A 20,488-nucleotide genomic window follows, 5' to 3' on the forward strand; every position below is an offset into this window, starting at 1 on the left:
CCAGGACTTGCTGGCCCAGCCCAGCCCTTTCACCAATACCGTGCACCTGTCGGCCCAAGCCCGTGAGGCGGTACTGGCGTGCGGCATGCAACGCCTGCTGCTGCTTGGCCTGGACCGGACCAATGACTGCCTGCGCGTGCAACAGGCGGCCGGGCTAGCGAAAGAGGCGACCAGCCTGGTATTGCCGGTGGCGGCGAACAAGCTGCTGCAAAAGCTGATGTCCAAGGCCGGGCAACTGCGCATCACGCCCGAGAACCACACGCAGTTCGCCTCGTTGTTGCCGCCGCCCTTGCGTGCCCTGTTCCGAGGCGAGCATGTCCTGCTGCGCTCGCTGGCGGTCAATGACCAGGTGGTCATGTTATTGGTGGCCGACCAGGGGTGCCGGCCCCTGGCCGACCTCAGCGTGCAGGCTTTTGGCAAAACCTCGCAATGCATCGAACGGGCGCTGTCGGTGTTTGCCAACCGCAAGGGCTGAGCCTTGCGCTACAATCGCCCCCTTTGCACACTGGAGACCGTGGATGACCGACTTTTCCGGCCTGCCGCTGGTGATCGAAGCCGCCGACCTGTTGCCACGCCTGGGCTCGCCCGACTTGATCCTGGTCGACCTCAGCAGCGCCAATCGTTACGTCAGCGGGCATATCCCGGGCGCGCATTTCGTCGAGGGCAAGCGGACCCAGCTCGGCCAGCCGCCTGCGCCTGGGCTGCTACCGCCGCAGAGCGACCTGGAAAAGCTGTTCGGCGAACTGGGCCACCGCAGCGATGCGGTCTACGTGGTGTATGACGATGATGGCGGTGGCTGGGCTGGCCGCTTCATCTGGTTGCTCGATGTGATCGGTCACACCCGGTACCACTATCTCAACGGTGGCATCCAGACCTGGCCGGCCGACCGGCTCAGTACCGATGTGCCTGCCAAGGGTACCCGGCCGGTGAGTTTGCAACTGCATTCGGAACCCACCGCCACCCGCGAGTACCTGCAAAGCCGCCTGGGCGCCGATGACCTGGCCATCTGGGATGCTCGCGCCCCACAGGAATTCACCGGCGAAAAAATGCTCGCGGCCAAAGGCGGGCACATACCTGGTGCGGTCAATTTCGAATGGACCGCCGGCATGGATCTCAATGACCATCTGCGCATCCGCCCGGACATCGCCGAAGTGCTGCAGTCCCTTGGCATCACGCCTGACAAGGAAGTGATCACCCACTGCCAGACGCATCGCCGCTCCGGCTTCACTTATCTGGTGGCAAAGGCCCTGGGCTACCCGCGAGTCAAAGCGTACGCTGGCTCCTGGAGCGAGTGGGGCAACCACCCGGACACGCCTGTCGAAGTTTAAGGAAACTGAATGAAATCCCGTCTGTTCATCATCAGCCAGTACCTGCTGCCGCATCACCTGCTGTCGCGCCTGGCCGGCTGCGTTGCCGAGTGCCGCGCCCGCTGGTTCAAGAACGCCTTCACCGCCTGGTTTGCCAAGCGCTACCAGGTCGACATGCGTGAGGCGCTGGTCGAAGACTTGACCGCCTACGAGCACTTCAACGCATTCTTCACCCGCGCCCTGAAACCAGGCGCACGCCCCCTGGACCAGACCCCCGGCGCCATCCTGTGCCCGGCCGACGGTGCAGTGAGCCAGGTTGGCCCGATTGAGCACGGCCGCATCTTCCAGGCCAAGGGCCACAGTTACAGCGCACAGGAACTGCTGGGCGGCGACCCGGCCCTGGCAGCCCCCTTCATGGGCGGCGAGTTTGCCACTGTCTACCTGTCACCCAAGGACTACCACCGCGTGCACATGCCGCTGGCAGGCACGCTGCGCGAGATGGTCTACGTGCCGGGGCGGCTGTTCTCGGTAAACCAGACCACCGCAGAAAACGTGCCCGAACTGTTCGCTCGCAATGAGCGGGTGGTCTGCCTGTTCGACACCGAGCGCGGCCCGATGGCGGTTGTCTTGGTCGGTGCCATGATCGTGGCCTCCATCGAGACCGTCTGGGCAGGGCTGGTCACGCCGCCCAAGCGCGAGCTCAAGACCTTCCGCTACGACGATGCCAGCCGTGCGCCAATTCACCTGGAAAAAGGCGCCGAACTGGGTCGGTTCAAGCTGGGTTCGACGGCGATCGTGCTGTTCGGCCCCGACCAGGTCAAATGGGCCGATCACGTGGGCGCCGCCTCGGCGGTGCGCATGGGCCAGCTGTTGGCCACGCCGCTGCAGGCGTGATGGCCCGAGACGTGGCCCTAGGGTTCGGGCGCTAACGCCAAAACCCTGGGGTCTGCGCAGGCTGGATCAGCCGCGGGTATCGCGATCGCGCAGGCCCAGCAGGTACAGCACACCATCAAGGCCCAGCGTGGAAATCGCCTGCTTGGCCGACTGACGCACCAGCGGCTTGGCGCGGAAGGCCACGCCCAGCCCCGCCAACGCCAGCATCGGCAGGTCGTTCGCGCCATCACCCACGGCGATGGTCTGTTCCAGTTGCAGGCCCTCCTCACTGGCCAGTTGCTGGAGCAGCTCGGCCTTGCGCTGGGCATCGACGATAGGCTCCACCGCCACGCCAGTCACCTTGCCGTCGACCACTTCCAGCTCATTGGCAAAGACATAGTCGATGCCCAGGCGCGCCTGTACCTGGCGGGCGAAGTAGGTGAAGCCACCCGACAAAATGGCGGTCTTGTAACCCAGGCGCTTGAGCTCGGCAAAGAGGTTTTCCGCGCCCTCGGTCAAGCGCAGCGATGCGCCGATTTCATCCAGTACGCTGACATCCAGGCCCTTGAGCAGCGCCATGCGTTCCTTGAAACTGGCCCGGAAGTCCAACTCGCCCCGCATGGCCCGCTCGGTGATTGCCGCGACCTGCTCGCCCACGCCAGCGGCCTTGGCCAGCTCGTCGATCACTTCGGCCTCGATCAGGGTCGAATCCATGTCGAACACGGCCAGGCGGCGGTTGCGGCGGAACAGGTCGTCCCGCTGGAAGGCGATGTCGATGCTCAGGGCCTCGGACAAGGCAAAGAACTCGGCGCGCAACGCCTGGCCATCGTCAGGCTCGCCGCGAACCGAAATCTCCACCGCGGCCTTGCCCTTGCTGGTGTCCGCGTCCAGCGCCACTCGAGCCGACAGGCGCTCGATGCGCTCGATGGTCAGCCCGTGCTGGCTGATGATGGCGCTGACACGCTGCAACTGGTCGGGCGAGATCTTGCGGCTAAGCAGGGTCACCACGTGCCGTGCTTCACCATGGCCATCGGCCCAGTGCTGGTAGTCCGCTTCGGAAATCGGTGTGTAGCGCGCCTGCAAGTTCAGCTCGTGCGCCTTGGCCTGGACACTCTGCAGCAGCTTGGTCGCCACTTCGTTATCCGGGATATCCACCAGGATGCCGAACGACAGCGTGCCGTGCATCACCGCCAGGCCGATGTCGAGAATGCTCACACCGCCCTGCAGCAGGACGCCAGTGATGGCAGCGGTAAGACCGGGGCGGTCCTCACCGGTGATGTTGATCAGGACGATTTCGCGCACAACCAGGCTCCGACTTCGATGAAAAATGCGCATTCTACCGATTTTCCGTGACCATCGGGCGCTAACGATACTTTGCCGACAAAACCCGTGTCGCTATACTGCCCCCCACTTCATGCCATTAAGAGCCGAGCTCAGTGAACCGGCCCACCTCAGTCAAAACAGACAATTTCTTCCTGATGATCTATCGCGCCCTGAGTCAACGTCGCGTGCCATTGGCATTGCGCATCGCCTGCACCAACATTTTCCTGGTGGCCCTGGCGCTGGTGATCTATGCCTGCGTAATGGGGTTGCAGTTCAAGCAGGCCATGCACGACCAGGCCGATGCCGTGGGCCAGAGCCTGACGACCCAGACGGCCACGTCGGCGACCGAGTTGCTGGTGGCCAACGATATCCTCAGCCTCAACGTGCTGCTGGGCAACCTGGTGAAGAACCCGCTGGTGGCGCATGCCGCCATCTACAGTGTCGACAACCGCATCCTTGCCGAGGCAGGCCAGCGTCCGCGCAACAGCCTGCTGGGTGAGGCCGAGGGCGTCTATCAGACCAAGATCACCTTCCAGGACGTGGCCGCCGGGCAACTGCGCATGAGCCTGGACATGAGCCAGTTCCAGCAGCCCATGCTGATCAGCATGCAGAGCATGGCTATCCTGGCGGCCATTCTGCTGGTGCTCGCCCTGACCTTGAGCCTGCGCCAGGGCCGATTCATCACCTTGCCGCTGCTGCAACTGCGGGTCTGGTTGCGCGACCCGCAGTATTACACGCCCGCCACCGACCGCCAGGACGAGATCGGCGACATCGCCCGGCAACTGCACGCCCGACTGGCGCCACCGCCTCCGCCAGAGCCGGAACCGGAGCCCGAGGAAGACGAGCACTTCGATGAAGCGCCCGCCCCCGTTTCCAAGCCTGCCCAGCGCACTACCGTGACCAGCGCGGACGATGACGACGAGGCATTCGCCGGCCTGCTGGACGACACACCGGCGCATGCGATCGAAGTGGAGTCCGATGAGCCCCAGTTCAGCGCAGTGCTTGCCGTGCAGCTGGGTTCCCAGGAGCAGCTGCGGCGTTTGCCGCGCACCCGCTTGACCGAGCTTACCGAGCGCTATCAGGAGTGCCTGGAGCATGCCGCCTCACTGTACGAGGGCGAAACCCACACCCTCAACGATGGCAGTACGTTGGTCCTGTTCCACAGCCGCCAGTGCGGCGAGGACTACCTTACCAATGCCATCTGTTGCGGTGAGTTGCTACGTGCCTTGGGCCATGCCTTGCAGATCGACGTCGCTGACAGCGGCATCACCTTGCAACTGCAACTGGGCCTTGCCATGAGCAATGACCTCGATGGCCTGGAACTGGTCGACCTGCTGATGGCTGAGAAAGTGCAGGATGCGCTGGCACTGTCTCAACACAGCCGCAACCTGCTGCTGGTCGAGCGCAAGGTCAACGACGACGGTTTGATCCGCCAGCGTGCTCGCATCCGCCCCATTGCAAGCCCGGAAGGCGCCTGCTGTGTGGAGCGCTTAATGGAGCCATACCCCTCGATGCTGGAGCGCCAACTGGCCCGCATGCACGAACGCCGCGCCTGAGCCATTACAGGGTCGCTGCGCGGCGCCGTACAGCGCCCACGAAAAAGCCCGCCTTGATGCGGGCTTTTTCATGGCTGGTCTTTGATCAGAACCGATACACTTCCATGTCGGTACGAATCGGCGAGGCCATCGGGATTTTGGATTTCTCGGGCTGCTTCTTGACCTGCACAGGCGCTGCAGGCTTCTTGGGTGCGGCTTCGGCGATGGCCGGCTGGTTTGCCAACGGCTTGACCGCAGTGCTTAGTTGCTCGGCCAGCTTCTGCAGCAGTTGCCCTTGCGCCTGGACCTGCGAGGCCTCGCTGCCTTCATGCTTCTGCTCTAAATGTACGATGCGGTTGTCACGCACCTGACCACGGCGGTCGAGCACGCGCCATTGTGCATCCAGAACCGCGGGTTGGTTCTTGCCAGAGTCCAGTCGCGTGATCGATAGCAGCACTTGCACGTCCGGGCTGAAACCTGCCGTCGCCGGCGCCAGCACCACGCGCTGGCTGTCCAGACGCCAGGCCAGCTGCCGCACCAGCAACTGGTCGATATCCGAGGACAGGCTGCCGGCCCAGCGCCCGTCGGTCGCAGCACTGAGGCTGCCGTCGGCCTGGCGTTGCAGGAACGTCTCACGTTGCAGATAGTCGGCCACCGAAACCGGGCCGAGTACGACAGCCATGCCCGCATGTTGCGACGGCTGGCCAGGATCACCGCTGTCGAGCTGGTACAAGGCAACCGGCTGGTGCATGGTGCACCCGCCAAGGCCCAATAGACCCGTCATCAACAGCGCAAAGGGAAGGCGCAGAAATTTCATCATCCCATCCAGGCGGCTGCCTTCAGGCACGCCGCAGTGATACGTATGGATTCAAACGGGCACACGGCTACGCCGGCACCGCAGGGGGCATATCATCCGCGAAATAAGTGCCCGACTCCAGCATTTCTGCCCGCAACGGCGGTGAAATCGCCATTGCGGGCCTGTCGGATGCTCAGGCGGGCAATTCGACCTGCAGCCCATCGACTCGCTGGAAGCCACGGGGCAACTTGCTGCCGCGCCTGCCACGCTCGCCCTTGTAGTGCTCTAGGTCATCGCCCTTGAGTGACAGGGTCCGCTTGCCGGCTTGCAGCACCAGCGTGGCCCCTTCGGCCACCACGGCAAGGTCGGTGACGTACTCTTCCCGGCTGGCGACCCGGTCACCGGGCACGCCGATGATCTTGTTGCCCTTGCCCTTGCCCAACTGCGGCAGATCACTGACCTTGAACACCAGTAGACGGCCTTCGGTGGTTACCGCTGCCAACCAGTCCTGCTCCCGGTTGGCCACCGGTCGCGGCGTCATCACCTTGGCGCCGTTGGGCAGGCTGAGCAGCCCTTTGCCGGCCTTGTTCTTGGCCTGCAGGTCTTCACCCTTGACCACGAACCCGTAGCCGGCATCGGAGGCCACCACGTAGAGCGCATCGTCTTCGGGCAGCAGCACGCACTCGAAAGTGGCGCCCGGTGGCGGCGTCAAGCGCCCGGTCAGGGGCTCGCCCTGGCCACGGGCTGACGGCAGGCTGTGGGCGGCCACCGAATAACTTCGGCCGGTGGAGTCGATGAGCACGGCAAATTGGTTCGAGCGCCCTGCGGCTGCGGCCTTGAACCCATCCCCGGCTTTATAAGACAGGCCCGTGGCATCGATGTCATGCCCCTTGGCACACCTTACCCAGCCTTTCTCCGACAGCACCACCGTGACGGGCTCGGTCGGCATCAGCTCGTTTTCCGAGAGCGCCTTGGCTTCTGCCCGCGCCACGATGGGCGAGCGTCGGTCATCGCCATAGGTCTGAGCATCCTTGATCAATTCGCTGCGCACCAATTTGCGCAACTTGGCCTCGCTGCCCAGCAGTGCCTGCAGCTTGGCCTGCTCCTTGAGCAGCTCGTCCTGCTCGCCACGGATTTTCATCTCTTCCAGCCGAGCGAGCTGGCGCAGGCGGGTTTCCAGGATGTAATCGGCCTGGATCTCGGTGAGGGCGAAGCGGGCGATCAGCGCCTGCTTGGGATGTTCCTCGGTACGGATGATATGAATCACTTCGTCCAGATTGAGGAAGGCAGTGAGCAAGCCGTCCAGCAAGTGCAGGCGTTTTTCGACCTTGTCCAGGCGATGCTGCAAGCGCCGCCGGACAGTGCCGGTACGGAACTCCAACCATTCCAGCAGCAGCGCCCGCAGGTTCTTCAGTTGCGGGCGGCCGTCCAGGCCGATGATGTTGACGTTGACCCGGTAGCTGCTTTCAAGGTCGGTGGTGGCGAACAGGTGCTGCATCAGCTCGTCGGCATCCACGCGATTGGAGCGCGGGATGATGACGATGCGGCAGGGGTTTTCGTGATCGGACTCATCGCGCAGGTCAGCGACCATCGGCAGCTTCTTGGCCTGCATCTGTGCGGCGATCTGCTCCAGTACCTTGGCGCCGGACACCTGGTGCGGTAACGCCGTGACGACGATATCGCCATCCTCGACCCGGTACACTGCACGCATGCGAATCGAACCACGCCCGCTTTCATACATCTTGAGAATGTCGGCCCGAGGCGTGACGATCTCTGCCTCGGTCGGGTAATCGGGCCCCTGGATGTGCTCGCACAACTGCTCGATGGAAGCCTTTGGCTCGTCGAGCAAGCGCACGCAGGCACTGGCCACCTCGCGCAGGTTGTGCGGCGGCACGTCGGTGGCCATGCCCACGGCGATGCCGGTGGTGCCGTTGAGCAGAATGTTGGGCAGGCGCGCGGGCAACACCGCCGGTTCCTGCAAGGTGCCGTCGAAGTTGGGCACCCAATCCACGGTACCTTGGCCGACTTCGTCGAGCAGCACCTCGGCATACCGCGACAGCCGTGCTTCGGTATAACGCATGGCGGCAAACGACTTGGGATCGTCCGGCGCGCCCCAGTTGCCCTGGCCGTCCACCAGTGTGTAGCGGTAGCTGAAGGGCTGCGCCATCAGCACCATGGCCTCGTAGCAGGCCGAGTCCCCGTGGGGGTGGAACTTGCCGAGCACATCGCCCACGGTGCGCGCCGACTTCTTGTGCTTGGCATCGGCGTCCAGGCCCAGCTCGCTCATGGCGTAGACAATGCGCCGCTGCACAGGCTTGAGGCCGTCGCCGATATGCGGCAAGGCCCGGTCCATGATCACGTACATGGAGTAGTTGAGGTAGGCCTGTTCGGTGAAGTCAGCCAACGAGCGGCGTTCGACGCCGTCCAGACTGTCTTGTAGTTCGCTCATGCGAGCCTCGTCATTTCAGGTTCTGGCGCAGCAGCATGGTGCCGCCGCGCTGGGTAAATTCAAGTTGTTTCAAGGCGCTCATGCCCAACAGCACGGTGGTGCCATCCAGGCCCGGCACCACGATCGCGCGAATGTCGCGCAGGTGGATATCGCCCAATTGCAGGCTGTCCAGCCGGGTGCGATAGCCTTGTGTGCGACCGTTGGCGGTGCTGACGGTCACCGGGCTGCCACGCTTGAGCGCAAGGCCGTCGGCCAGGGATTCGGGTATGGCGACATCGGTGGCACCGGTGTCGAGCATGAAATGCACCACCTGGCCATTGATGGCGCCATCGGCGACGAAGTGGCCCTGGCCATTACCCAGCAGGCGCACCTCGACAAACCCTTGTCCATGGGAGGACTGGACCTGGGCATTGGGGTTGCGCTGGCGGTCTTCCCATTGCCCGAAGAAGCGCGTGGCCAGGAACAGCGCCGCCGCCCAGGCCAGGATCATCAGCACCCTGCCCGCCCGCTTGCCCGGTGCCTGGCTCACGGCTTGGTACTCCAGCCGCCGGCAGGGGCAGCAAAGCGCCAGACGATCGGCCGGCGCTCGCCATCGGCACGCGCGCCTTCATTGTTGTCCAGGCCGATCCACGCCCCCTCGGCGTCGACCACTAGCGCCTCGGCCACACCGAACAGCTGGTCATAGCGGCGTGGCTCGGTCAACGCGTCGGCCGCAAACGACCAGCAGCGCTCGATCTGACCGCTGTCGGCATCGCGGCGACAGATGCGATAGGCATTGCGCTCGAGCGTGAACAGTTTGCCGTCGAACCAGGCCAGGTCGGCAAAGTCCCGCGAAACCGGTCGCGCATCGGGTAGCTGCGGCGGCTGCATCTCTACACCGGCTTCGCTGAACAGGACGCAGCGTCGCCCGCAGGCCCACACCGACTGTTGGCGCTCGATGGCCACCAGCCCACGGCGCTCACGCTCGCCAGCCAGCCACAGGCGATCGCCGGCAGGGTTGACGGCCACGCCTTCGAACAGCGCATTGAAGTTCAGCAGCATGCCGCTGGCCCGTGCCTGGCGCACCATGGCCGAGTCGATCTTCAGCCAGTGCGGCGCGCCCGAAACAGGCAGTTGCAGCACGGCGGCATGCGCCTCGCTGACCAGGTACAGGTTGCCGGCCTGGTCACAGGTGATGCCCTCGAAATCAAGGTCGCCACCGCGCAGCCACGACGCCAGCCAGGTCCGCATCTTCAGCCCCCACGGCAAGCCACTCTCCGGCACCGGTGGTGGGTCGAACGCCACTGCCTGCGCCTGCCACGCACCGTCCTTGAGTTCGAAACGGTAGAGGCGGTCGTCGTCCCGATCCGAGACACCCCATAAGCTACCCCGGCATTGCGCAAGGCCCGACAGGTTACCGGCACGCATGCCATCGACGGGATGCTCGCCGATCAGTTCAAGTTCAGGCCAGGTGTCTGCCAGGGTCGGCAAGGCCACCAGCGGCAGGCAAGCCGCCAGGAGCCAACGAATCAAACCATGACCTCGGCCAGGTTGCCCTTGGTTTCCAGCCAGGCCTTGCGATCCCCGGCACGCTTCTTGGCCAGCAGCTTGTCCATCAGCTCGCATGTGGTCTGCACGTCGTCCAGGGTGAGCTGGACCAGGCGCCGAGTGTTGGGGTCCATGGTGGTTTCGCGCAACTGGGGCGGGTTCATCTCGCCCAGGCCCTTGAAGCGGGTAACCTGCGGCTTGCCGCGCTTTTTCTCTGCCACCAGGCGGTCGAGAATGCCGTCTCGTTCGGCTTCATCCAGGGCATAGTAGATTTCCTTGCCCAGGTCGATACGGTACAGCGGCGGCATGGCCACATACACATGACCGGCTTCGACCAGTGCCCGGAAATGCTGCACGAACAGCGCGCACAGCAGGGTGGCGATGTGCAGGCCGTCGGAGTCGGCGTCGGCCAGGATGCACACCTTGCCGTAACGAAGCTGCGCCAGGTCGGTAGCGCCTGGGTCCACGCCAATGGCGACGGCGATGTTGTGCACTTCCTGGCTGGCGAGCACTTCACCGCCGTCCACTTCCCAGGTGTTGAGGATCTTGCCGCGCAGCGGCAGGATCGCCTGGAACTCTTTGTCACGCGCCTGCTTGGCCGAACCACCGGCCGAGTCGCCCTCGACCAGGAACAGCTCGGCGCGCATCGGGTCCTGGCCCGCGCAATCGGCCAGCTTGCCCGGCAGTGCGGGGCCCTGGGTGATGCGCTTGCGCTCGACCTTCTTGCTGGCCTTCAGGCGGCGACCGGCGTTGCTGATGGCCAACTCGGCCAGCTGCATGCCCAGCTCCGGGTGGGCGTTGAGCCACAGGCTGAAGGCATCCTTGACCACGCCTGAGACGAAGGCGGCGGCTTCGCGCGAGGAAAGGCGTTCCTTGGTCTGCCCGGAGAACTGTGGGTCCTGCATCTTCATCGACAGCACGAAGGTGATGCGCTCCCAGACGTCTTCCGGGGCCAGCTTCACGCCACGGGGCAGCAGGTTGCGGAACTCGCAGAACTCACGCATCGCGTCCAGCAAGCCTTGGCGAAGGCCGTTGACATGGGTGCCGCCCTGGGCCGTGGGGATCAGGTTGACGTAGCTTTCCTGAATGCTGTCGCCCCCTTCGGGCAGCCACAGCAGGGCCCAGTCGACCGCTTCCTTGTTGCCGGCCAGGCTGCCGCAGAACGGCTCGTCGGGCAGGCGCTGGAAGTCACTGACCGAATCCACGAGGTAGGAGCGCAGGCCGTCTTCGTAGTGCCACTCCACCTTCTCGCCGCTGGCCTTGTCCTCGAAACTGACCAGCAGGCCTGGGCAGAGCACGGCCTTGGCCTTGAGTACGTGCTTGAGCCGGCTGATGGAGAACCGCGGGGAATCGAAGTACTTGGGGTCGGGGCTGAAATAGACGCTGGTGCCGGTGTTGCGCTTGCCGACCGTGCCGACCACTTCCAGCTCGCTTGACTTGAAGCCATCGGCAAAGGTCATCTGGTATTCGTTGCCGTCACGCTTCACCCGCACGCGCACCTGCGTGGACAAGGCGTTGACCACCGAAATACCGACGCCATGGAGGCCGCCGGAGAATTGGTAGTTCTTGTTGGAGAACTTACCGCCGGCATGCAGCTTGGTGAGGATCAGTTCGACGCCCGACACGCCTTCTTCAGGGTGGATGTCCACTGGCATGCCGCGACCATCGTCGCTGACTTCCAGCGAATGGTCGGCGTGCAGGATGACCTGCACCGAACGGGCGTGGCCGGCGAGGGCTTCGTCGACACTGTTGTCGATGACTTCCTGGGCCAGGTGGTTGGGGCGGCTGGTGTCGGTATACATGCCCGGCCGCTTGCGAACCGGGTCAAGGCCCGAGAGGACTTCGATGGCGTCTGCGTTATAGGCGCTAGCGCTGGGATTGGCCATGGGGTCTCGTTGTCAGTCTGGTGAATGCAAAAAATCAAAATACAGAAAAATCGAGTGCAGCGTACTGCGTCGGGGCAACACCGGCGAAGGCCAGTAGGGCCGGCAGGCGCTCGGCGAAGCCTTGGAAGCTGTGGTCGCCACCGGCCTGGATACGCAGCGCGCAGTGGCGGTAGTACCGCTCAGCGTGGCGATAGTCCAGGGTTTCGTCGCCGGTCTGCAACCATACCTGGTAGCGGCTTGGGTCCGTAGGGGGCGGGACCTCCAGTTCGGCCAGCGCCTGGACGTGGTCAAGGGTCAACTCCCACGCCTGGCCTGTGTGATGGTTGTGCTGGGTACCCAAATAGCCGTCGAATAGGCGGTGCGGCCCTACGGCGGGGTTGACCAGCAAGGCCTTGAGGCCATGGCGCTCAGCCAGGTAGGTGGCATAGTAGCCGCCCAGTGAACTGCCCACCAGCAACGGCGCGCCCAGTTCGGCGATGCAACCTTCAAGCTGCTCGATGGCCTGGCGGGGATGATGATGCAGCCCTGGCAGGCGCAGCCGGTCGATCAGCCCGAGGTGCTGCATGACGGCCTGAAGCTGCCTGGCCTTGGCTGACAACGGCGAGCTGTTGAAGCCGTGTATATAGAGGATGGAACCCGACATGCTGCCCCCGAAAGCTGTAGCGTTGCGCCTGTAGGCAGGCGCAGGGACGCGCAGTGTATCGCGTTCGCAAGGTTTTGGCGCCGCGCCGGTTTTTCTGAAACACATTCCCCGACGGGCAGGATGGAGAGTCACTGGGTGGATTCGCAGTTTCGGTGCAAGCGGCGGGATGGGGGCCTGACCGGCATCTATATGGAAACGCGCTCGCTTGGAGAGCGGGTGCAGGACAGCCCGCGCGGTTCAATACCCCGGGCTATCGAAATCGAGCCTGACCTCGAAATCCACTGCCCGCTCCACCCCCGTGTCCACCGTCCCATCAGCCTGCAAGCGGATCCAGCGATAGCCAGGATGCTGCTGGCTTACCTCGAAATCGTCACTGCCTGGGGCGAACTGGATACAGGTCGAAGGCGTGGCCAGCAGCCGCAGGTCGCCGCGCCATTGATCCCATTCCTGATGCACGTGCCCCCACAACAGCGCGCGCACCTGGGGGTGATGATCGATCACGGCGAACAGCGCATCGGCGTTGCGCAGGCCGATGGGGGCGATCCATGCACAGCCGATGTCGACCGGTTGATGGTGCAGGCACACCAGGCAGTGGCGCTCCCCTGACGTGCGCAATGCAGTTTCCAGCAGGCTGAGCTGGGTATCCTGCAGCCAACCATGGGCCGCTCCTGGCACTGCTGTGTCGAGCATGACGATGCGCCAGGCCCCGATGTCGGTAACCGGCTGCACCAACTCGGGCGCCACCTGCGCCATCACCTGCGCTTCGTCATGGTTGCCCGGCAGCCAGCGCGCCGGCGCAGCAAAGCCTGCGGTCAATTGCTCAAAGGCCGCGTAGGAAGCAACGCTGGCGTCCTGGGACAAGTCCCCCGTGCACAACAACAGGTGCGTGTCGCTCTGCTCGCGCAATGCCTGCCGCACCACATGGCGCAGGCTGTCGCGGGTATTGAGGCCTAGCATGCTGCCCTCGGGGCTTGCGAACAGATGGGCGTCGGTCAGGTGCACCACGTTAACGGTGCCGGCAGGGTTCAAGTGCGGCAAGGCCGTCTCCTTTCAGCGAGCGCTTACCAGTTCGTGGCCGCAGGCCAGGCAGTGGGAAAGCCATTCACCCAGGAACAGGTTCAGCTGGGCTTTTTCGTCCGGCTGGTGCATGGCGGCGTTGGGGTAAGGATAGATGCTGCGCAGACGCCTGGCGTGCTCGGCGCTCACCACTTCGGCCATGCGGGCGTCGTGGTAAACCTGCACCTCCATGACCGGGACCGGCAGCCAGGGCAGGCTGTGCTCTTGGCGTATGCGCAGCGTGGTGGTGTAGGGGCAGGCCAGGACCACGTCGAGCACCAGCACGCCCAGCATCTGGTCACCCTGGGTCATGCCGATGCTACGCGAGCTCTGGGTGGTGCGCATGTCCGGCAGCAGGCGCATCAGCCGGGCATAGTTGGCCTCGCAGGCGGCCTGCAATCCGGCCAGGTCGACCCGGTAGCGCTCGCGCAGCAGGTTCACTTCCACATACCTCGAACTTCGTCGCGGTTCAGGGCGAGCCATTGCAAGCCGATGATGGTCGCGGCATTGCAGATGCGCCCGTCGCGTACCGCCTGCAAGGCATCCTCGAACGACCACACGCGCACCCGGATATCCTCGCCTTCAGACTCCAGCCCGTGCAGGCCACCGGCACCCTCGGCGCTGCAGCGGCCAAGGAACAGGTGGACGTATTCGTCACTGCCGCCTGGCGAAGGGAAGTAGCGCGTCATCGGCCACAGCGCGCTGAACGTCAGGCCGGCCTCTTCCTCGGCCTCACGGTGCGCCACTTCTTCTGGCTGCTCGTCCTTGTCGATCAGCCCGGCGACCATCTCGATCAGCCAGGGGTTGGCGACCTTGTCCAAGGCGCCCACACGAAACTGCTCGATCAGGACCACTTCATCGCGCTGCGGGTCGTACGGCAAAACGCACACCGCGTCATGGCGCACGAACAGCTCACGGCTGATTTCCCGGCCCATTCCACCGGCGAACAGCTCATGGCGAAGGTGCAGCTTGTCGAGCCTGTAAAAGCCCTGGAAGCACTTGTCCCGCTTGACGATCTCGACCGCCTGGGGCACTGAATTCAACGTATCCGACATGAAAATCCTCGTTGCATCGCTGCTGCATCGCGCCATCCTACTCTGCACGCTGGCACGTTTCACCCCCCGGCGACAACCGTTGGCGTACATGGCACAGCGGGCCCGGTCTCTGTTAGCTTAGTGGCGAACTGAAGGCCATGCCGACGGTCAAAGGCCGACTTTTCCCTGTTCTTGCAAGGATCATCATGACACTTGTCAAACTGACATCCATCGCTGTGCTGGCCTTGGCGCTGGGCGCATGCCAGAGCCTGTTCGCCCCTAACTACCGAGCACCGCTCGAGGTCAAGCGCGAAGCCTGGGAGCACGTCAAGCCAGGCTGCAGCGAGCGTGATTGCCCGTTGGTGAATATTGACACCGTGCATTTCCCGGCGTTGCCCAAGCTCGACGGTATTGTCGAAAAGCGCCTGCTGCAGCTGACCGAGGACAACCAGCACGGGGCAGCACCGACCACGTTGCAAGCCTACGAACAGCACTACCTGGCCAGCGCCGAGAAGCGCAACAGCAGCTACTTGCAGGCCAAGGTACGCGAACAGCATGACGGGCTGGTGATCATCGAGCTGTCCAGCTACCTGGATACCGGTGGCGCCCATGGCATGCCAGGACGTGCCTTCATCAACTATTCACGCAAGCTGGACAAGGTCCTGACCCTGCAGGACATGCTGGTCCCGGGCCAGGAAGAAACGTTCTGGAAGACGGTGGAGGAATCGCACCGCGCCTGGCTGATCAGTGTCGGCATGGACAAGGATGCCGAGTTCATCAAGACCTGGCCATTCAAGCGCTCGCCCCATATCGCCCTGACCTACGGCGCGGTGGTGGTGAAGTACGAGGTGTACGCCATCGCGCCGTATTCCATGGGCCATGTGGAGCTGAAAATCCCTTACCCACGCCTCAATGGCGTGATCAAGCCCGAACTGTTCCCCGGCCGCGGCTGAGGTTCAACACGCCATATAACACCCCTGCCAGCACCAGCGCCGGCAGGGTCGCGCCCAGGTCCGGCGCCTGGGCGGCGATGATGTGATACGCCGCCACCCCTGCCGCCCATGCCAGCAATGCCGGCCAGTGCAGCGCCCCCACATGGGCTGGAACGCTGCGACGGCGAACCCAGTAATGGTCCATCAGCACCACGCCGAACAGCGGGGCGAACACCGAGCCTATCAGCAGCAGGAAGTTCTCGTACTGCGCAAGCGGTGCCAACAGGGCGATCAACGTGCACAGCACACCGATGGCCAGGGCCAGGTGTTCTACCTTCACGCGTGCCAGCACCCCGGCGGAGACCGCCGCCGAATGAATATCGGCGAAGGCTTTTTCCGATTCGTCGAGCAGAATCAGCAACAACGGAATACCCATGCCGGCCCCGGCGAGCGCCAGTAGCAGGGCATTGACTTCGCCCTGCGCCGCGAAGGCCAGGGTGTAGGCCACCCCCAGGCTCATCAGCCAGGTGTTGCCGATGAAGTACCCCACCACCGTACTGCCGAACACCTGCCTGCCGTCACGGGCAAACCGCGAATAGTCGGCAATCAGCGGCAACCACGACAGGGGCATGGCGATGACGATGTCAAAGCCCACGGCCAGCGACATCGACCCATCCCCGCCGCGTTGCCACAGCGTCGCCAGGTCAGCCTTGGCGAACAGGTTCCAGGTCAGCCAGGCACAGGCGCCCAGCAGCAGCCAGATACCCCAGGCCCGCAGGATCTTGCGCACGAAGGCCAACGGCCCGCTGACCGCAAGCCCGGTGGCCAGCGCGCCGAAACACAGCGTCCACAGTACCGGGCTGTTCCACACGCTGGCCTCACCGAAGGCTCGTGCACCCAGCAGGCTGGCAGCATCGCGCATGACGATGATCTCGAAGGCGCCCCAGCCTATCAGCTGCAACACGTTGAGCAGTGCTGGCAAGCGCGCACCTTGCGTCCCCAGGCTGAGCTTGAGCGTACCCATGGCGGACAAACCGGTGTCACTGCCGATCACACCGGCAGCACCCAACAACAACACACCGACCCCGGTGCCCACGGCGATGGCCAGGATAGCCCCGGACAGGCCAAGGCCCGGCGCCAGCATGGCACCGACTTGCAGCACCATCAGGCCGATGCCTAGGGAAAACCATAGTGAAAACAGGTCGCGGCCGCCGAACACGCGTTGGCCGTTGGGAATGGGATGATCGGGGGAGAATTGACTGGACGTGGTCATGCTTGCTCGCACTCGGCAATGTGATTGTAGGGGTGGGCGCAAGGCAGGCGGCTAACCAGGTACCTGCTTCGCGACCTGCTTGCGCCCACCTTGGCCCAAAGGCTGCGCCTCAGACCTTGTGGTACAGCTGGCTGCCGGCCTGGCGGAAGCGCTCGGCCTGCTCGCGCATGCCCTGCTCCACCGAGACGTCCACGGTTTCGATCCGGGCAGCGTATTCACGCACTTCCTGGGTGATCTTCATGGAGCAGAACTTCGGCCCGCACATGGAGCAGAAATGCGCCACCTTGGCCGACTCCTTGGGCAGGGTTTCGTCGTGGAAGGCACGCGCCGTGTCAGGGTCCAACCCCAGGTTGAACTGATCTTCCCAGCGAAACTCGAAGCGCGCCTTCGACAACGCGTTATCGCGAATCTGGGCCCCTGGGTGACCTTTGGCCAGGTCGGCTGCATGGGCTGCAATCTTGTAGGTGATGATGCCGGTCTTGACGTCGTCCTTGTCAGGCAGCCCCAGGTGTTCCTTGGGCGTCACATAGCAGAGCATGGCGCAGCCGAACCAGCCGATCATGGCCGCCCCGATGCCGGAGGTGATGTGGTCGTAGCCAGGGGCGATGTCGGTGGTCAGCGGGCCCAGGGTGTAGAACGGCGCTTCGTCACAGCACTCGAGCTGCTTGTCCATGTTCTCCTTGATCAACTGCATCGGCACATGGCCAGGGCCTTCGATCATGCATTGCACATCGTGCTTCCAGGCGATCTTGGTCAGTTCGCCCAGGGTTTCCAGCTCGCCGAACTGCGCCGCATCGTTGGCGTCGGCGATCGAGCCTGGGCGCAGGCCATCGCCCAGCGAGAAGCTGACGTCGTAGGCCTTCATGATTTCGCAGATTTCATCGAAGTGGGTGTACAGGAAGTTCTCCTGGTGATGCGCCAGGCACCACTTGGCCATGATCGAGCCACCCCGGCTGACGATGCCGGTGACGCGCTTGGCGGTCAGCGGTACATAGCGCAGCAGCACCCCGGCATGGATGGTGAAGTAGTCCACGCCCTGCTCGGCCTGTTCGATCAGCGTGTCGCGAAACAGCTCCCAGGTCAGGTCCTCGGCCACACCGCCAACCTTTTCCAATGCCTGGTAGATGGGAACGGTGCCGATGGGCACGGGGGAGTTGCGAATGATCCACTCGCGGGTTTCATGGATGTGCTTGCCGGTGGACAAGTCCATGACGGTGTCCGAGCCCCAGCGAATGCCCCAGGTGAGCTTGGCCACTTCTTCTTCGATGGACGAACCCAGCGCACTGTTGCCGATGTTGCCGTTGATCTTCACCAGGAAGTTGCGGCCGATGATCATCGGCTCCAGCTCGGTATGGTTGATGTTGGCCGGGATGATGGCGCGGCCACGGGCCACTTCCTCACGTACGAACTCGGGGGTGATTTCCTTGGGAATGCTGGCGCCGAAGCTGTGACCGGCATGCTGCGTATCGAGCAGGCCTGCCGCCCGGGCCTCCTGCAGCTTCATGTTCTCGCGGATGGCCACGTATTCCATCTCGGCGGTGATGATACCCTGGCGGGCGTAATGCATCTGCGACACATTGGCGCCTGGCTTGGCACGACGCGGGTTGCGGACATGGGCGAAGCGCAGCTTGGCCAGTTCGGCGTCGTTCAGGCGCTGCTGGCCGAAGTGGGAGCTCAGCCCGCTCAGGCGCTCGGTGTCACCCCGTGCGTCGATCCAGGCCGAACGCACGTCGGCCAGGCCCTTGCGCACGTCGATCAACACCTCTGGGTCGGTGTAAGGGCCGGAAGTGTCGTAGACCAGCACGGGCGCATTGCTCTCACCCCCAAAATCGGTGGGCGTGTCGGCCAAGCTGATCGCGCGCATCGGTACGCGAATATCCGGGCGCGAGCCCTGGACATAAACCTTGCGCGAGCGCGGAAACGGCTGCACGGACTGCTGATCGACTTGCGCCGATTCGCTGAGGTTCATCGCTTTTTCTTGTTGGGTCATCACAGGCTCTCCAGACGGCTTCCTAGCAGTGGAATGTCGGGGTGAACCTGAAGGACGCGGACGCACTCCTAGACGGGTGCGGTGCCAAAGACGGGGTGTCATGGGCTGCAAACAGCCGATGCTTTCCCGGACCTGGCACAAGAGGCTCCCCGGGAAGGCGAGCAATCTTGTTCCCTACGCAGGCGCTAACCTGATCAGGTTCAACGGGATCCGCACCTATGCGATCTCAGCCTTTGCTTCAAGGCACCCCGACAAGAACATGCGCAGTCTAGACTGGAGTTGCCGGCAAAGCCAAGCGAGCAATCCCGGGAATGATCAACGGCATCCGGGGTGATTGTTGCCCGGTGCGCGTAGCACTACACTGCGTCATCACACGAAACTCAACAGTTCAGTAATTACATTTCGTACAAGGATTGCCCCTATGCTGCGCAAACTCTCACTGGCCCTGGCCGTGTCTTGTGCGTCCCAGACGATGGCCTGGGCAGCGGACGTGCCGGCTACGGTGAAGACCGATCTGGTGAGCGTTTACCAGGAAGCGGTACAGAACAACGCCGATCTGGCCGCCGCTCGCGCCGACTACGGCGCGCGTCGCGAAATCGTGCCCCAGGCCCGTGCCGGCTTGCTGCCCAACCTGTCGGCCGGTGCCGAAATGCAAAGCACCCGCACCAAGCTCGACGAGCCGTCGATCACATCCAACCGCAGCGGCAATGCCTGGAGCGCGACCCTGGCCCAGCCCATCTTCCGCGCCGACCGCTGGTTCCAGTTGCAGGCTGCCGAAGCGGTCAACGAACAGGCCGCGCTTGAGCTGTCTGCCACCGAGCAGAACCTGATCCTGCAGACGGCGCAAAGCTACTTCGCGGTGCTGCGTGCACAGGACAACCTGGCGGCCAGCAAGGCCGAGGAAGCGGCCCTCAAGCGTCAGCTCGACCAGTCCAACGAGCGTTTCGACGTGGGGCTTTCGGACAAGACCGACGTGCTGCAGTCCCAGGCCAGTTACGACACGGCCCGCGCCAACCGCATCATCGCCGACCGTCAGGTGCAGGACGCCTTCGAGGCGTTGGTCACCCTGACCAACCGGGAGTACACCGCTATCCAAGGTGTGGTGCACAGCCTGCCGGTGCAGGTGCCCGTGCCCAACGACGCCAAGGCCTGGGTCGAAACCGCAGGCCGGCAGAACCTCAACCTGCTGGCGACCAACTACGCAGTGTCCGCAGCGGAAGAAACGCTGCGTCAGCGCAAGGCCGGTCACGCCCCGACCGTGGATGCCGTGGCCAAATACCAGAAGGGTGACAACGACAACCTGGGCTTTAGCAACCCTTCACCGCTGGGTGTTCGCTATGGCGGCGACGTAGAGCAGACCACCGTTGGCTTGCAGTTGAACATCCCCATCTACAGCGGCGGGCTGACCAGTTCACAGGTCCGCGAAGCCTATCAACGCCTGAGCCAGAGCGAGCAGCAGCGCGAAAGCCTGCGCCGCCAGGTGGTGGAGAACACCCGCAACCTGCACCGCGCGGTGAACACCGACGTCGAACAGGTGCAGGCGCGCAAGCAGTCGATCATTTCCAACCAGAGCGCACTTGAGGCTACCGAAATCGGCTATCAGGTGGGCACCCGCAACATCGTCGATGTGCTCGACGCCCAGCGCCAGCTGTACACCTCGGTGCGCGACTACAACAACAGCCGGTACGCCTACATCCTCGACAACCTGAGCCTGAAACAGGCAGCCGGTACGCTGAGCCCACAAGACCTGCAGGACCTCAAGCGCTACCTGAAACCCGACTACAACCCGGACAAGGATTTCCTGCCACCGGACCTGGCGGCAGCGGCGGCGAAGAATTTCGAGCGCAGGCCCTGAGGGCGGGCT

Annotated in this window: 17 protein-coding genes, 1 pseudogene and 1 riboswitch; of the genes and pseudogenes, 6 read left to right on the top strand and 12 right to left on the bottom strand. The window is 63.8% G+C overall.

The annotated features are described in order from the left end of the window. The 3 genes and pseudogenes from ACK59L_RS13825 to asd form a co-directional block, all read left to right on the top strand. Positions 1–475: pseudogene (locus tag ACK59L_RS13825) on the top strand (histidine kinase); the annotation flags it as partial. 43 nt (positions 476–518) lie between these two features. Beyond that, positions 519–1,328 carry a rhodanese-like domain-containing protein gene (locus ACK59L_RS13830; RefSeq protein WP_078477904.1) on the top strand — a complete coding sequence of 270 codons (810 nt, stop codon included), beginning with the start codon at positions 519–521 and terminating at the stop codon, positions 1,326–1,328. A gap of 9 nt (positions 1,329–1,337) precedes the next feature. Next, positions 1,338–2,201: an archaetidylserine decarboxylase gene (gene asd, locus ACK59L_RS13835; RefSeq protein ID WP_058638926.1), complete on the top strand. Its 864-nt coding sequence runs from the start codon at positions 1,338–1,340 to the stop codon at positions 2,199–2,201. 66 nt (positions 2,202–2,267) lie between these two features. Here asd and serB read toward each other — a convergent pair whose 3' ends face one another. Next, on the bottom strand, positions 2,268–3,482 hold the full coding sequence (gene serB / locus ACK59L_RS13840) for a phosphoserine phosphatase SerB (protein ID WP_058604066.1): 1,215 nt from the start codon (positions 3,480–3,482) through the stop codon (positions 2,268–2,270). Between the two features lie 134 nt (positions 3,483–3,616). On the opposite strand from serB, the gene ACK59L_RS13845 reads away from it, so the two are divergent. Then, complete coding sequence (locus ACK59L_RS13845) at positions 3,617–5,059, top strand: histidine kinase (protein WP_196136599.1); 1,443 nt, start codon at positions 3,617–3,619, stop codon at positions 5,057–5,059. An 85-nt stretch (positions 5,060–5,144) separates the two neighbouring features. Here ACK59L_RS13845 and ACK59L_RS13850 read toward each other — a convergent pair whose 3' ends face one another. The 9 genes from ACK59L_RS13850 to ACK59L_RS13890 form a co-directional block, all read right to left on the bottom strand. Beyond that, positions 5,145–5,855 carry a membrane integrity-associated transporter subunit PqiC gene (locus ACK59L_RS13850; protein WP_023532908.1) on the bottom strand — a complete coding sequence of 237 codons (711 nt, stop codon included), beginning with the start codon at positions 5,853–5,855 and terminating at the stop codon, positions 5,145–5,147. Between the two features lie 172 nt (positions 5,856–6,027). Beyond that, positions 6,028–8,283 carry a DNA topoisomerase IV subunit A gene (parC, locus tag ACK59L_RS13855; RefSeq protein WP_409274216.1) on the bottom strand — a complete coding sequence of 752 codons (2,256 nt, stop codon included), beginning with the start codon at positions 8,281–8,283 and terminating at the stop codon, positions 6,028–6,030. Between the two features lie 10 nt (positions 8,284–8,293). Then, the gene (locus ACK59L_RS13860; protein ID WP_058638923.1) at positions 8,294–8,812 is read right to left on the bottom strand and encodes a TIGR02281 family clan AA aspartic protease; all 519 of its coding nucleotides are present in this window, start codon (positions 8,810–8,812) and stop codon (positions 8,294–8,296) included. Continuing rightward, positions 8,809–9,795: an esterase-like activity of phytase family protein gene (locus ACK59L_RS13865; protein ID WP_409274218.1), complete on the bottom strand. Its 987-nt coding sequence runs from the start codon at positions 9,793–9,795 to the stop codon at positions 8,809–8,811. Before ACK59L_RS13865 ends, ACK59L_RS13860 begins: the two co-directional genes overlap by 4 nt. Beyond that, positions 9,792–11,696, bottom strand: coding sequence for a DNA topoisomerase IV subunit B (parE, locus tag ACK59L_RS13870; protein WP_058603996.1), 1,905 nt, complete (start codon positions 11,694–11,696; stop codon positions 9,792–9,794). The genes ACK59L_RS13865 and parE overlap by 4 nt, the downstream gene beginning before the upstream one ends. Before the next feature lie 34 nt (positions 11,697–11,730). Continuing rightward, positions 11,731–12,339 (bottom strand): YqiA/YcfP family alpha/beta fold hydrolase, encoded by a 609-nt coding sequence (locus ACK59L_RS13875; RefSeq protein ID WP_409274220.1) that lies wholly within the window; start codon positions 12,337–12,339, stop codon positions 11,731–11,733. 237 nt (positions 12,340–12,576) lie between these two features. After that, positions 12,577–13,377 carry a 3',5'-cyclic-AMP phosphodiesterase gene (gene cpdA / locus ACK59L_RS13880; protein WP_409274222.1) on the bottom strand — a complete coding sequence of 267 codons (801 nt, stop codon included), beginning with the start codon at positions 13,375–13,377 and terminating at the stop codon, positions 12,577–12,579. A 12-nt stretch (positions 13,378–13,389) separates the two neighbouring features. Beyond that, the gene (locus ACK59L_RS13885; protein ID WP_205885101.1) at positions 13,390–13,878 is read right to left on the bottom strand and encodes a DUF1249 domain-containing protein; all 489 of its coding nucleotides are present in this window, start codon (positions 13,876–13,878) and stop codon (positions 13,390–13,392) included. Further along, a complete protein-coding gene (locus ACK59L_RS13890) occupies positions 13,833–14,450 on the bottom strand; it encodes an NUDIX domain-containing protein (RefSeq protein WP_023532940.1) in 618 nt (205 codons plus the stop codon). Before ACK59L_RS13890 ends, ACK59L_RS13885 begins: the two co-directional genes overlap by 46 nt. A 185-nt stretch (positions 14,451–14,635) precedes the next feature. Between ACK59L_RS13890 and ACK59L_RS13895 the strand changes: the two genes are divergently transcribed. Further along, positions 14,636–15,382 (top strand): RsiV family protein, encoded by a 747-nt coding sequence (locus tag ACK59L_RS13895; RefSeq protein ID WP_023533033.1) that lies wholly within the window; start codon positions 14,636–14,638, stop codon positions 15,380–15,382. On the opposite strand, the gene cytX is transcribed toward ACK59L_RS13895, so the two are convergent. Together cytX and thiC are read right to left on the bottom strand one after the other, a co-directional pair. Further along, on the bottom strand, positions 15,351–16,634 hold the full coding sequence (cytX, locus tag ACK59L_RS13900; protein ID WP_409274225.1) for a putative hydroxymethylpyrimidine transporter CytX: 1,284 nt from the start codon (positions 16,632–16,634) through the stop codon (positions 15,351–15,353). The two genes, ACK59L_RS13895 and cytX, sit on opposite strands and share 32 nt — an antisense overlap. Positions 16,635–16,743: 109 nt before the next feature. Beyond that, positions 16,744–18,624: a phosphomethylpyrimidine synthase ThiC gene (gene thiC / locus ACK59L_RS13905; protein WP_196136606.1), complete on the bottom strand. Its 1,881-nt coding sequence runs from the start codon at positions 18,622–18,624 to the stop codon at positions 16,744–16,746. Positions 18,625–18,778: 154 nt separating this feature from the next. Continuing rightward, positions 18,779–18,885, bottom strand: a riboswitch (TPP riboswitch). Positions 18,886–19,045: 160 nt separating this feature from the next. Here thiC and ACK59L_RS13910 point away from each other — a divergent pair. Continuing rightward, the gene (locus ACK59L_RS13910) at positions 19,046–20,479 is read left to right on the top strand and encodes a TolC family outer membrane protein (protein WP_058604002.1); all 1,434 of its coding nucleotides are present in this window, start codon (positions 19,046–19,048) and stop codon (positions 20,477–20,479) included. Positions 20,480–20,488: the final 9 nt, after the last annotated feature.

It is taken from the genome of Pseudomonas sp. KCJK9111 (assembly GCF_046231935.1).
GTDB lineage: Bacteria > Pseudomonadota > Gammaproteobacteria > Pseudomonadales > Pseudomonadaceae > Aquipseudomonas > Aquipseudomonas parafulva_B.